The 13,141-nt window shown below is 63.4% G+C and carries 10 protein-coding genes and 3 pseudogenes; 4 read left to right on the forward strand and 9 right to left on the reverse strand.

The features are described from left to right. Positions 1-65 precede the first annotated feature (65 nt). From AC1DYK_RS34585 to AC1DYK_RS34605, 5 genes are all read right to left on the reverse strand, one after another. A complete protein-coding gene (locus tag AC1DYK_RS34585; protein ID WP_478170398.1) occupies positions 66-251 on the reverse strand; it encodes a hypothetical protein in 186 nt (61 codons plus the stop codon). A gap of 529 nt (positions 252-780) precedes the next feature. After that, positions 781-1,929: a serine hydrolase domain-containing protein gene (locus AC1DYK_RS34590; protein ID WP_478170399.1), complete on the reverse strand. Its 1,149-nt coding sequence runs from the start codon at positions 1,927-1,929 to the stop codon at positions 781-783. A gap of 259 nt (positions 1,930-2,188) precedes the next feature. After that, positions 2,189-3,952, reverse strand: coding sequence for a gamma-glutamyltransferase (ggt, locus tag AC1DYK_RS34595; protein WP_478170400.1), 1,764 nt, complete (start codon positions 3,950-3,952; stop codon positions 2,189-2,191). 296 nt (positions 3,953-4,248) lie between these two features. Continuing rightward, a complete protein-coding gene (locus tag AC1DYK_RS34600) occupies positions 4,249-5,328 on the reverse strand; it encodes an alkene reductase (protein ID WP_478170401.1) in 1,080 nt (359 codons plus the stop codon). 89 nt (positions 5,329-5,417) lie between these two features. After that, the gene (locus tag AC1DYK_RS34605) at positions 5,418-5,594 is read right to left on the reverse strand and encodes a hypothetical protein (RefSeq protein ID WP_478170402.1); all 177 of its coding nucleotides are present in this window, start codon (positions 5,592-5,594) and stop codon (positions 5,418-5,420) included. Between the two features lie 279 nt (positions 5,595-5,873). Between AC1DYK_RS34605 and AC1DYK_RS34610 the strand changes: the two are divergent. From AC1DYK_RS34610 to AC1DYK_RS34620, 3 genes and pseudogenes are all read left to right on the forward strand, one after another. Further along, positions 5,874-6,422 (forward strand): annotated as a pseudogene (locus AC1DYK_RS34610) (IS5 family transposase); the annotation flags it as partial. Between the two features lie 172 nt (positions 6,423-6,594). Next, positions 6,595-7,473 carry a tyrosine-type recombinase/integrase gene (locus AC1DYK_RS34615; RefSeq protein WP_478170403.1) on the forward strand — a complete coding sequence of 293 codons (879 nt, stop codon included), beginning with the start codon at positions 6,595-6,597 and terminating at the stop codon, positions 7,471-7,473. A 10-nt stretch (positions 7,474-7,483) separates the two neighbouring features. Beyond that, positions 7,484-8,686, forward strand: a complete 1,203-nt coding sequence (locus AC1DYK_RS34620; protein WP_478170404.1) for an IS91 family transposase — start codon at positions 7,484-7,486, stop codon at positions 8,684-8,686. A 432-nt stretch (positions 8,687-9,118) separates the two neighbouring features. Here AC1DYK_RS34620 and AC1DYK_RS34625 read toward each other — a convergent pair whose 3' ends face one another. The 4 genes and pseudogenes from AC1DYK_RS34625 to AC1DYK_RS34640 all read right to left on the reverse strand — a co-directional run bounded on the left by AC1DYK_RS34625 (position 9,119) and on the right by AC1DYK_RS34640 (position 12,266). Then, positions 9,119-9,865, reverse strand: coding sequence for a tyrosine-type recombinase/integrase (locus AC1DYK_RS34625; protein WP_478170405.1), 747 nt, complete (start codon positions 9,863-9,865; stop codon positions 9,119-9,121). Positions 9,866-9,971: 106 nt separating this feature from the next. Then, positions 9,972-10,142: pseudogene (locus AC1DYK_RS34630) on the reverse strand (hypothetical protein); the annotation flags it as partial. Further along, on the reverse strand, positions 10,090-11,025 hold the full coding sequence (locus AC1DYK_RS34635; RefSeq protein ID WP_478170406.1) for a tyrosine-type recombinase/integrase: 936 nt from the start codon (positions 11,023-11,025) through the stop codon (positions 10,090-10,092). The pseudogene AC1DYK_RS34630 and the gene AC1DYK_RS34635, both read right to left, overlap by 53 nt. Beyond that, on the reverse strand, positions 11,022-12,266 hold the full coding sequence (locus tag AC1DYK_RS34640) for a tyrosine-type recombinase/integrase (RefSeq protein WP_478170407.1): 1,245 nt from the start codon (positions 12,264-12,266) through the stop codon (positions 11,022-11,024). Before AC1DYK_RS34640 ends, AC1DYK_RS34635 begins: the two co-directional genes overlap by 4 nt. 126 nt (positions 12,267-12,392) lie before the next feature. Between AC1DYK_RS34640 and AC1DYK_RS34645 the strand changes: the two are divergent. Further along, positions 12,393-12,827 (forward strand): annotated as a pseudogene (locus AC1DYK_RS34645) (transposase); the annotation flags it as partial. Positions 12,828-13,141: the final 314 nt, after the last annotated feature.

The following is a 13,141-nucleotide window of genomic DNA, read 5'->3' on the forward strand; positions in this document are numbered from 1 at the left end:
GGATGTGCATGCCTACATTAATAGGTCAATTACAAGTAAATGTCAAGTAAATAACATGCCTACATTCAGGAACGCATGAAGCCGCCCAACTCGTTGATTCCAAAGGGAACTACAGGCCAAAAGGCCGCTGGGTGACCGAGGAACTTCGGTCTAAAAGCCATCACCATCGCTCGGCCCAGATCTCCGAATTTCCATTCAAGAGCGAAGGTTTCATGATCGCAGCGCTCATGAGCGTCGGTTTCGGTACTCATATGTGGGACTTGGCTCTGAAGGGGCGACCGCTCAGCTGATCGACCTTCGTCCATTCTTGGATTGGATCGGCCCGCAAGTCGTCGCGTCCAACGCAGCGGCCGTGACGCTCGATGAGCGGCCTGCTTTACGAAGACCAGAACGCTCGAGGCTGCTTCCGTATGCACGGGCATCAGGTGGGACTATCTGTCTATGGCACGGCCAGTTCGTGTGAGCACCATCCGCGGGTGAGACGCTGAGCGGCGGAATGTAGAGTAGGCAGTCGATTTTCGATGCGTCCTCGTTCAATCGCCCAATCGCCTGCGCCAGCGCCAGAAGCCACGGCGGAAACTCCTGCCAGGATCGGTGCCATGAACCACGATCGACAGTCTGCAGGCCGATCTCATTGCCTTCGGATTCACCGTTTATTTCCCAGTTGGCGCAACGCCTGCTGGTCAATCCGACGCTGAATGCCGTCGACATGTGGCATGTATGCGCCCGGGCCCCGCACGCCAGTGGCTTGTGTGCCGGTTGCGTGCTGCAGGCTTGCGCTCATGCCCGTGCCGCTGCTCCCACCTGTTCGTACACGGCCGCCTCGAAGCCCATGAGCGTCTCGATGACGGGCATGTCAAAGAAGGGCAGCAGCTGTGTCATCAAGACGCCACCGATGCCCTTCGAGCGGTCGATCCAATAGTAGGAATTGAATAGGCCGGCCCAATCGGCGGTTCCGGCACTGCGCATGCCCGGCACGTCGGCAAGCGTCAAGTGGAATCCGAGCCCCCAGCTCTGCGGTACCGGCAACGCAGGCACATCGTTCGACAGCTCGGGAACGGTGGACTTCATCAGCTCTGGGAGTTTGATTCGCCTGAGGTGGTTCTGCAGCGCCATTTCCACGGTCGCGGCGCCAAGAATGCCGGCGCCATCGTTGAGCCAAGCCTGAATGAAACGCGCGTAATCCTGCACCGTGCCGTAGGATCCATGTCCGGCGGCGTCCCATTCCGAAGTTGGCGGGAGGTCGAGTGCTGAGGGCACGAGCTGACCATCAACCTGGCGCTGCATCACGCGCAGCAGCCGCCCGCGCTGTTCGTCGCTCGGCGCAAACGTCGAGTCGTTCATCTCCAAAGGTCCATACACATTTTGCTCAAGATAGCTGCTCAAGGTCTGTCCTGACAGCTTCTCGATGACGAGGCCCAGCCAATCCGTGTTGACCCCGTACTCCCACGCGGTTCCCGGATCACTGATCAGCGGTGCCGCCAGGCTGCGCTTCAGACCGGAAAGCGCGTTGGGCTCGCCCGTGGCCTGGTGATAGCTCATCAGTTTATCGTTTAGAAAGAAGTAGCCCAGGCCCGCCGAGTGCGTCATCAGTTGTCGCACCGTGGCCTGGCTGGCTGGAGGACGCAGGCGCGGTTCGCCGCCATTGAATCCGTCGAGAACCTGCAGCCGACCGAATGCCGGCAGGATCGACTCGACGGTGGCATCCAGACTCAGCCGACCCTTTTCGACTAATTGCAGCGCCGCCGTGGTGGCAACGGCCTTGGTCATCGAGGCATTGCGAAACATCGTGCGCTCCCCGGCTTCTCCGGCGGCGTGGTGGAACCGCAGGCCGCCGCGGTCGACCACCACGGCGGCAATCCCGTGAACGGCACCTTTCGAGACGGCGCCGTCTAGCAGCGCCTTGATGGTCGAACCATCGAATGTCATTGTCGTCTCCTTCGTTTGTGGTTGGATTACATGCGCCAGAACCCCTCTCGCGCACTGGCGCTTCGCGCCCGGCAGATCGTTGCAAGTCCCAATAGCCCATTCATGCCCCCTGCTGTCAGCAAAGGGCGAGCCTCACCTGACTGTCCGCTGCGCGCAGGACGGGCCGACCACATTGGCGCTACCCTCGTGCGCACTTGCCGATGTCCCGGCACCGTGCGCCGAGCACTGGACCCCAAGTTGGGCGCATGAGGCTGGTTGCTCAATCTGCCGTGACACCCCGCCCACGCCCCCGCGGATCGGCGACGGGCTTGGGAGTGCCGTTTGTGACCTGAATCGCCTGCACGTCCGTGTCGAACCAGTTCGTCGATACCGTATACCCGCGTGCGACCAAGTCGGCTGCGACATCGGCAGGAATGGGGGCGTACGGCTCGCCTTCAATCACTGTCCCTTGAGGCAATTGATGGTGAAAGCGGCGGTTCTTGACGGCCTGCTCGACATCCATGCCGTAGTCAACCATGTTTGCAAGCACCTGGTACACGGCGGTGAAGATGCGAGAGCCGCCGGGCGTGCCGATCACCGTGATGGGCTTGCCATCCTTCAGCACAATCGTGGGCGACATCGACGACAACGGTCGCTTGCCTGCAGCGACCTCGTTGGCGGTGCCACCTACGACTCCGAGTAAGTTTGGCTGGCCGGGAACAGTCGCGAAGTCGTCCATCTCGTCGTTGAGCACGAACCCTGCGCCACGCACGATCACACCACTGCCGTAAGGGCTGTTAAGCGTGTAGGTGTTCGACACCGCATTGCCCCACTTGTCCAAGATGGAGAAGTGAGTCGTGTGCATCTTCGGCGTGCCGGGTTTCACGTCCGCCGTCGGCGTGATGGCGGTGGGATTCACTTCTGCCGCTCGCGCGGCAATGTAAGCTGAGTCGAGCAGCCCGGTGATCGGCACATCTGTGAAGTCGGGATCGCCGAGGAAGGTTGCGCGATCGGCGAACACGCGCTTCATCATTTCGGCGGTGAGATGGATGTATTGCGCACTGTTGACCTCGACACCGGAGAACAGGGTCTTCGAGAGCGCCGATTTCATGCCGAGCAACTGCGCCAACGCGATTCCCCCTGAGCTCGGTGGTGGCGCGCTCAGCACCGTCATGCCGTTCCACTCTATCGAAAGCGGCTCGCGCCAGACGGGCTTGTAGGCAGCGAGGTCGGCCTTCGTGATGATGCCCTTCCCGCCGTCCTGCGTCATCGCCGCCACCAGTTGGTCGGCAGTTTGACCCTGATAGAAGCCGTCGGCGCCGTTGGCGGAAATTCGATCGAGTGTCCCCGCGAGTTCAGACTGCTTGAACAGAACGCCCGTTGACATGCTGCCGAAGTACTCGGTCAGGTTGGCCGGGTAGGGCGCTCCGCTGAACGCATTGAGCATGAACTCGCGCCAAGAGATCGACTCCTTGGCCGGATAGTAGCCATCTCTAGCGAGCGCGATGGCCGGCGTCACGAGTCGTGACCAGGGTAGCTTGCCGAACCTCTTGTGCGCCTCCCAGAGGCCCGCCACCGTGCCGGGCACCGCGACAGCCTGGGCGCCCCAGACACTGCTGCTGGGATCTTGTTGGCCGGAGGCGTCCTTGAACTGTAAATAGAACTTCGATGTCGCGGCCGCAGGAGCCGCCTCGCGATAGTCGAGGAAGTACGGCTTGCCGTTCATGTAGATCGTCATGAAGCCCCCGCCGCCGATGTTCCCCGCTTCGGGATAGGTCACCGCGAGCGTGAATGCAGTGGCCACGGCCGCGTCGACAGCATTGCCACCTTCGCTGAGGATTTGCTTCGCCACTTGTGCGCTGTAGTCGTCCCCCGTTGCTGCCGCGCCGGCGGTCAGTGTTGGGGCGCCAGTGGTCGTTACTGCCGCGCCGGTGTTCAGTACGGCTTCGCTACCGCTGCCGCCACAGGCGAACATCAGGGGCACCGGTATCGCCAGCGCAACAACCAGAAGGGAGCGCCGTGAGAGCGCGGGAATCTTTAACATGTTGTTTCCTTGAATCGTGACCAGGCCCGCATCGCGGTCTGGATGTTGAGCGGCAATGGGCGCTCTAGTCCCCTATCACCGTTTCAGGGGTGCGCATAATCGATTCACTGCGAGGCAGATTGCTCGCTCCGGGAAACGGGCTCAAAGACCGGAGCTCGGCGTGTCGGCCACGCTCTTCGTCGGGGCTGCAAAGTTGTCTTTCCGCATTCACCTCCTGCTCCACGCTCATGTTGCTATGCCCTAGCGAAATGCCGGTGCGGTCCTACGCTGCCTGACAGCCAGCACCTCCGCAGCAGTCAATCCGCCGCTAGCGTCGGATAGTCCGTGTAGCCCATTGCACCTGGCGTGTAGAACGTCGACATGTCGACGGCATTCAGCGCCGAATCGGCCTGCATGCGGGCGACCAGATCGGGATTGGCAAGGAACGGGCGGGCGAAGGCGATGAGATCCGCCTGGCCGGCCTGGAGCGCGCTCTCGGCACCGGCACGATCGAAGCCACCGGCCAGGATGAGCAAGCCCTGGAACGCAGCGCGAAGCCGCATCTTCAACTCGGCAGGCACCGGCGGTGCCCCCAACGACGAGTGATCCAGCAGGTGCACGTACAGGATGCCGAGTTGTGAGAGGTCCCGAGTGAGCATCAGGAATTGCGCGTCGACGTCCGGGTAGGGGCCCGTGCTGTTGAACACGCCGTAGGGCGACAGCCTGACCCCGACTCGATGGGCACCGATGGCTGTGGCCGTTGCGCGCGCGACCTCGAGCGCAAAGCGATTGCGACCCTCGATGCTGCCGCCGTAGGCGTCGGTGCGGCGGTTCACGTTGGCGTTCAGGAACTGCTCGATCAGATAGCCGTTCGCGGCATGCAGCTCGACGCCGTCGAATCCCGCGTCGATGGCGAGTTGCGCCGAGCCCGCGAACTCCGCCACGGCGTGGGCGATGTCCGCCGCCGTCATCGCCCGGGGCTCACTGTGCGGCTGCATGCCATGCGAGTCGGTGTACATCTCGCCGGGGCAGGCCGTGGCCATCGGCCCGACGACCTCCGCCCCCGGTGGCAAATTCGTTACCTGGGCCACGCGCCCGGTGTGCATGAGTTGCAAAAAGATCTTGCCGCCCTTGGCATGGACTGCCTCGGTGACTGCCTTCCATCCGCGCACCTGCGCCTCATTGAAAAGGCCCGGGATGCGCGCGTAGCCTAGGCCGTTGGGCGATGGTGAGGTTCCTTCGCTGACGATCAGGCCGGCGCTGGCACGCTGACCATAATATTCGGCCATCAGGGCGTTTGGAGTGTTGGAATCGACGGCGCGATTGCGCGTCATCGGCGCCATGACGGCGCGGTTGGCGAGTTGAATCAAAGGCGTGTCGAAAAGGTCAAAAAGCATAGTGGTCCATGGTTGCGTGTGGGGTGCCCTGGGCCCCCCCCAAGGCAATCAAGGTTGAGTTTCGGAGAACCCGTGGAAGGTGGCTCGGCCTAGTTGCCGCCATGCCGAGAATCGATGCCGATCTCGCCGCAGCACGCGATGCAGGCCGGCGTTTCGCCGGTGCACGAAGACCGGGAAGCTGAAAGTCTTATCGGCAGCGGCCGCAACTCTTTGTCAATAAAGGCGCTGTAGATCTTGGACCGGGCGAACTCAATAGTGAGGCTCATTGGGAAGTGCTGAACATTGCTGGCAAGGGAGAACGGCACGCCGCCGTCGCCGGGCAGTGTGCGACCGCGGCGCTCCGGACGCGATCCTCTTTGCGCACGAATGTCCGCAACGCGCAGCCCACGGGGGGCTCGTTTGCCCCAGGGCCAACGGCTGCCCGATTCAGAAACTCCGGCGCGAAGCGCATCGCCGGGGCTACGTCCCGCTCCTACGCTAGTGTCGTGAGTTAGGGCAATGCTGAACAAGTCCTCCGCCAGCCTTTCACGTGCGTTGACACCCGTATGAAGCAGCAGACTCTGGCCATGGCCGCCGATCAGAACGTGCAATATGAACAGTACCGCAGGCCGACGAGGCGCGACGCGTTCCTGGCGACCATGGAGCAGATCGTGCCGTGGTCGCAGTTGTGCGAGGTCATTGAGCCTCACTACCCGAAGGTCGGCAACGGGCGGCCGCCGGTGGGCCTGGAGCGCATGCTCCGCATGTATTTCGTGCAGCAGTGGTTCAACCTGGCCGATGCCGCGTGCGAGGACGCGTTGCTCGACAGCACGGCGTTGCGGCGGTTTGTCGGCATCGACCTGGGCCGCGAGCGTGTGCCGGACGCCACCACGCTGCTGAAGTTTCGCCGCCTGCTGGAGAAGAACAAGTTGGGCGAGGCCCTGTTCGCGAAGGTGGGCGAGGTACTGCAGGCCCGAGGACTGAAGGTCGGCGTAGGCACGATCGTGGACGCCACGATCATCGGCGCCCCCAGCTCCACGAAGAACAAGGAGGGCAAGCGCGACCCGGAGATGCACCAGACGCGCAAAGGAAAGCAATATTTCTTTGGCATGAGATGTGGTCGACCACATCTCATCCCTAGGACTAAACCGCTGGTGCGGTAGTACCTGATCACAGGCCGGGCGCCAACCCACCGCCTGGGCGCATTTCCCGAGAAGCTCCCGATGGGGAACGATGCAGTTGCTGTTCGCAGCGCTTCATCTGTTTCACTTGCAAAGGAGCTTCGCCATGACACCGCTACGCCAGCGGATGCTCGAAGACATGGGCATTCGCAACCTCGCCGAGAACACACAGCTGTCCTATCTGCAACAAGTCTCGCTCTACGCGAGGCATTTCCACCGCTCGCCTGAGGAACTCGGACCGGAGGAGGTCCGGACCTATCAGGTGCATCTGACGAAGACCCGCAAGCTCGCTCCGGACACAGTCAGCATCGCGACGGCGGCACTGCGCTTCCTGTACAAGGTCACGCTCAAGCGCGACTGGGCCCCGGACGACATCCCGATGCCCAAGAAGCCGTTCAAGCTGCCGGTGGTGCTGAGCCCCGAGGAAGTCGTGCAGTTCCTGGCGCGCGTCGACGGCCTGAAGCAACGCACGATTCTCACCACCGCCTACGCAGCCGGCCTGCGCGTGTCCGAGGCAACGCACCTGAAGGTGACGGATGTCGACAGCCAGCGCATGGTGCTTCGGATCAACCAAGGAAAGGGCCGCCATGACCGATACGTCATGCTCTCGCCCCGGCTGCTGGAGGCGCTGCGGTCGTACTGGAAGGTCGTGCGACCCAAGACCTGGCTGTTTCCGGGCGACATCCCCGGCCAGCCGATCACGCGCTCTGCCGTAGAGCGGGCCTGCCAGAAGGCACATCGCGCGGCCGGCATCGCCAAGCCGATCACTCCACACTCCATGCGTCACGCGTTCGCGACGCACCTGCTGGAGTCCGGCACCGACGTGCGCCGCATCCAGCTGCTGCTCGGTCACCGCAGCCTGGCGACCACCTCGCGCTACCTGAAGATCGCGACCAGCACGGTGTGCGCGACGACCAGTCCGCTGGATCTGTTGCCTGAGGTCCCGCCGCTGCCGTCCGAGTCGACGCCGCCCTCGGTGTTCTGAGCCGGCAGCGATGCGAGCCACCGGGCTCGAGGTGGCGGACATCTTCCGCCAGGTCGGGCCCGCCTACCGTCAGGACCACGCTGACGCGATCAGCGGTGGACAGCGCCGTGTCATGCGCGCCATCGAGCGCTGCCGCACGGCGGCGCTGGGCGGCCACGTCGAACAGTGCGATGCTTGCGGTCACCAGCGCGTGGCTTTTAACAGCTGTCGGGATCGCCATTGCCCGAAGTGCCAGTCGCTGGTTCGCGCACAGTGGCTCGAAGACCGGCAGGCCGAACTGCTGCCGGTCGAGTACTTCCACGTCGTCTTCACCGTGCCGCAGGAGATCGCCGCCATCGCGTACCAGAACAAGGCCGTGGTCTACGACATCCTGTTCCACGCCACCGCCGAGACCTTGCGCACCATCGCCGCCGATCGCCGCCACCTGGGTGCCGAGATCGGGTTCATTGCGATCCTGCACACCTGGGGCCAGAACCTGCTGCATCACCCGCACCTGCATTGCGTCGTGCCCGGCGGCGGGGTGGCTGCGGATGGCCAGCGCTGGATCGCCTGCCGTCCGGGCTTCTTCCTGCCGGTGCGGGTGCTGTCGCGGCTGTTCCGGCGCCTCTTCCTGACGCAGCTGCGCCAGGCCTTCGACGCCGGAAAGCTGCAATTCTTCAACAACCTTGCGGCGCTCCAGGGGCCCGATGCCTTCGCCAGCTACCTGGCGCCCGTCGCCCATGCCGAGTGGATCGTCTACGCCAAGGCTTCCTTCGGCGGGCCGCAACAAGTCTTGGACTACCTCGGGCGCTACACCCATCGGGTGGCGATCTCCAACAACCGCCTAGTCGACTTCACCGACGGCCAGGTGGCCTTTGCGTGGAAGGACTACCGCCACGAATCCCGCCGCAAGGTCATGCGCCTGGATGCGCAAGAGTTCGTGCGCCGCTTCCTGCTGCATGTGCTGCCGACGGGCTTCCAGCGCATTCGCCACTACGGCCTGCTGGCCAACCGCTACCGTGAGATCAAGCTCGACCGCTGTCGGCAGTTGCTGGCCGTGCCCGCGCCGGACGTTGAGTTGCCGGATGCGCCGCTGGACTATCGCGACCGCTACCAGCGCCTGACCGGCGTGTCGCTGCGCGACTGCCCGCACTGCGGGCGTGGCCATATGGTGCGCATCGAATCCTTCCTGCCGGGAACCTTGCCGCGCGGCCCACCGAACACGCCACCATGAATGCAATCCGGATTCGTCAGTGCCAGCACGTACTGCTGCGTTGTGTGCAGCGACAGGAGTGCCTTTGTGTGCTCACGTCAATGGCCAGCGAAGATCGTCATCGCGCCCACGTGGCACCGGCAGTGCACGTGCCAGCGCCGCTCGCGCTCCAAATCGGGCTCAACCCGGCAGCGCTCACGCCGCGGATCTGTGGGCCTTTGACACGACGCTCCTGATTCAATCCCCATAGTGCCACCGCCGCGCGGGCGGTTCAGTCCAACGGGATCTTTAGCCAACCGGCCGCGGGACACGAGCTGCGCCCTGAATCGTCGTCGGAGCGCCGCGGCCGCTCGGCTAAAGACTCTCTGCATAATGTGGTGCTGGTCCATATGTGGCGCCCCAGCGTGGTATCCCTGGGAAACCGTGTCGCGCGACGCCACATAATTTCCTGGGTCACAACGAACGCAAGAACTCCATGATGTGTGTATCGCTGTGCCACGGCTTGCGCGAGGGCCGGCCTCCGGAGACTTCGCACTTGGCCAGAGCGTGGGCCTTGCCTTCGAGGTTGATTTGGGCGTACACGTTGGTTGTGTCGAGAGACGCATGCCCGAGCCAGTCTCGCACGGTGTTGATGTCGACGCCCGCACTAAGCAAATGGCTGGCCGTCGAATGACGGATGCAGTGCGGACTGACTCTCTTGGTGGCGAGAGACGGTGCGTATTCCTTGGCTCTCGCCGCGGTCCGCTCGACAAGTGCATGGATGCCGAAGCGCGTGATGGGCTGGCCGCACCGGTTGAGGAAGACCTGCTGCTGCCGCGGGCGATCGCCCACAATCGCGCGCAGCTCGCGCACCGTCGCCTGCCACAGAGGGCATTGGCGGCGTTTACGTCCCTTGCCCAGGATATCGACGCTCGCTTGATCAAGATGCAGGTCGCCGACGTTCAGTTCCGCTGCCTCGCTGGCTCGCGCGCCGGTGTTGTAGAGGAAGAGAAGCAGCGCGTAATCTCGGCGACCTTGATCGGTGCGTCGGTCCGGACAGGCCAGCAACGCGTCTATCTCCGCCTTGTCGAGATAGGGGACCGCTGCGTGAGTGCCCTTCTTGTAGGGGACGCAGCGAACCTGTGCGCACCATGCGACGTGTTCGGGGCTGTGTTCGCCGACGAAGCGGGCCAGCGCGTGAATGGCGCGTGGCGATGCCACAACCGCGTTTGGTCTCGACATCGCTGAGGAATTCCCGAATCAGCTGCGCGGACACATCGACCACCGTCAATCGGTCGACTGCCTTGTGTAGGCGCCCGGACACGAAGGGCAGTAACTGGCACAGCGTGTCCCGATAGCTGCGCCGGGTGTTCGCCGCCAGATTGCGCTCGCTGACCAGATGCTCCAATAGGAATCGGCGAATCCACGGGCCCAACGCGTTGGTCTCACGCATGGCCGGCCTCCCCGAAGACGAACTGCTCGAAGCGCACGCTGGCATGCTGACGCAACTCGGGCGTCATGCTCAGATAGCACTGAGTGCCGGCGATGTCCACGTGACCCAAATACGTTGCCAACTGCGGCAGCAAGCGCTGCACATCAACGCCTTCGCGATACCAGCGGACCAAACGCGTCACGGCCGCCGTGTGCCTCAGATCATGCAGCCGAGGCTGGTAGCGCGCACCGTCGTAGCGAAGTACCTGGGCCTGCGATCGCATCTGCAGGAATGCCTGCTCGGCTCCCGCACGCAAGACGCGCTCGCCTCGTGACGTCAGCAAGAAGGGGGTGTCGGGATGCAGCGGTGAACGCGTGTGACGCAGCCGCATGTACTCGCGCAGGACCTGCGTAAGGTCGTTGCCTATGGGCACGAGACGCGTCTTGTAGAACTTGGAATCGCGCACGTGAAGCACGCGATCCTCAAGGTCAACGTCAACCACATCGAGGTTCAGTGCTTCACTGATGCGCAGTCCCGCTGCGTACAGCAACAAGATCAGAGTCCGGCTGGTGGAGGCATCGATTCTCCGGCAGGCGCGGCTGGCGGCGGCCTGCAGAAGGCGCCTGATCTCATCCTCCGAGTAGATGTAGGGGGTGAACGTCGATGGGCACCTTGGCTCCCTGGCGGGCAGAGGCACGCTGCGGACGTACCCACGGGCAAGGCAGAAGCCGTAGAAGCCAGTGAGGGTGCCAAACTTGCAGTGCCAGGACCGCGTCATTGTGCCATTGCCGTCAAGGAAGGCACGCACCGACTGCGGTCCGATCCGGTCGACGTCGATGTCTCCGATGCCCTTGCTGAACGCCTTCAGCAGACGCGCCTGGGTCACGAAACGCATCCCCAGGGATTGCTTGAAGGCCACGTAGGTCGAAACGGCTTGCTGGATCTTCATAGCAGTCCCGCCAAACTGAAGTCGGCGACCTGACGCAGGCCAACAAGATCCACCTTGGCGTAGGTTCGCGTGGCGGCGGAACTGCGATGGCCGAGATGGTCGCCAATCTGCTTGAGGGATAGACCCTCCGCCACAAGGCGAGTGGCGCACGCATGGCGCAACGCATGGGGTCCCTGTCGGGAACAGTTGATGCCCAGTGCCTTCATGCGTGGCGCCACGGCGTAACGCATGCTGCTCGGTCCCAGCGGCACCCACGGGGCCCTGAGTGTCAGGAACAGGCTGCGCGAGGCGCAGCGCGGACGAACCTCGCGCACATAGCGAAGGATCGCATTGCCGGCCTCGGTGGCCAGCGGGTACTCCTGCTTGCAACGCTGCTTGGGTCGCGTGACATGAAGGATGTCGTGCTCCCAGTCGATGTCGTCCAACGTCAGCGCGACCACCTCGCCGCTCCGAAGGCCGTACATCGCCAGCAACATGAGGATGGCCCGGTCGCGGATGTCCCGGGGGCGAGCGGTGTCTGCGCTTGCGATCAGCCGTTGGACGTCGTTCCAGCACGGACCTACAGGCAGTGCTTCCTGCTTGAACAGGCGTGGCCCTGCGATCCCGCCGACCAAGCCCTCTGGGCAACGACCGATTGATGCCAGACGTGAATAGAACGCTCGCAGGGCGGTGGCTGCTGCTGCGACGGATGCCCGGCACCACCCCTGTGCGCCCCTCATGGAAAGGAAGGCATCCACTTGCTCCAAAGTGGCCTCGTCAGCGCAACTGCGTCGCTCGGCAAGCCACGACAGAAAGGCCCGGACATGCCAGCAGTAGTTGTTGACGGTCTTCGGCGACAAGCCCCGCTCGTGACGCATATGGCAGACAAACTCGCCCACCAAGTCAGCGCCAGGCTCGGGAGGCGCGGGCGGCAGCTGCAGGCGCTGGATGTATCGTAGCCAGTCGGTGGCGACTTGAACGAATCTCCGGCGTCTGCCGGGTGAGACGACATGGCCGCGTCGTCGCTGATGTCGGACCCAGCGATCGGCGGCCGAGGCGACTTCCTCTGGCGTGATCGCCCTCGTTCCACTGATGTCCAGGCGCCTCGCAACGACCAGAAGCTCGCTTGCGAGGTTGGCGATGGAGTCCCTCCTGGCACCGGACGCGGCGAAGTGCGCGACAAAGCGATCCCGCTCCTCGGCCGCCGGCCCATCGAGATGCCGGGCAAGGACGCGTGAATACCGAAATAGCGTCTCGAACATGTCGGATCCCCTTGCGAAAACCATGGGACCCGACACTACCTCGAGGGCAAAACTTATGTGGCGCTCCGCAGCGGGCCTCCCGAGGAGGCCGCTGCCGGAAGCCACATATGGACCAACGCCACATTAGGCATGAAGATGCACATCGGCGTGGACAGCCAGACCGGCTTGGTGCACAGCGCCGTGGTCACGGCGGCCAACGTGCACGACAAGCACCCGCTGCCCAATCTGCTGCACGGCCAGGAACAGCGGGTCTGGGGCGACAGCGTCTACTCCTCGCAGCAGGCGCTGATCCGCTCGAAGGCACCGCAAGCGGCCGACTGGACCAACCAGAGGGTGCGCAAAGGAAGCGAGATGGAGGACCTCGAGCGCTTGGTCAACCGAGTCAAGTCCAAGGTGCGGGCCCGTGTCGAACATGTCTTTGCCGTCGTCAAGCGGCTGTGGGGCTTCGACAAGGTGCGCTACCGCGGCTTGGCCAAGAACGCCACGCGATCCTTCGTCGCGCTCGGGCTGGCCAATATCTACCTCGCACGCGGAGTACTGTATGAGCAGGTCCGCCCATAAGGGCAGCAATGCGAGCCAATGGCTCGTGGCGCGGCCCGCAACGATCCCACGGGCGACGCAATTCGCTCTGAATTCGCCTCGCCGCGTTGAAATGGGCGTCAATTCAGGCGTCTCAGGCGATGTGACTACTGGATGGAGCAATCCGGGGCCTTATTCAGCGTTGCCTTAGAAGTTCATTGAACTAATCAAGGAGCGCCGAATCGATCGTGTACCGTATGCACACGACGAGGCGGCCATGCGAGGAAGACCTAAGACAGAACTGGTGCTGAGCGAAACCGAACGCGAGCAACTCACAGCGCTGACGCTGCGGCGCA

The organism is Variovorax sp. P2_H12 (assembly GCF_056403395.1).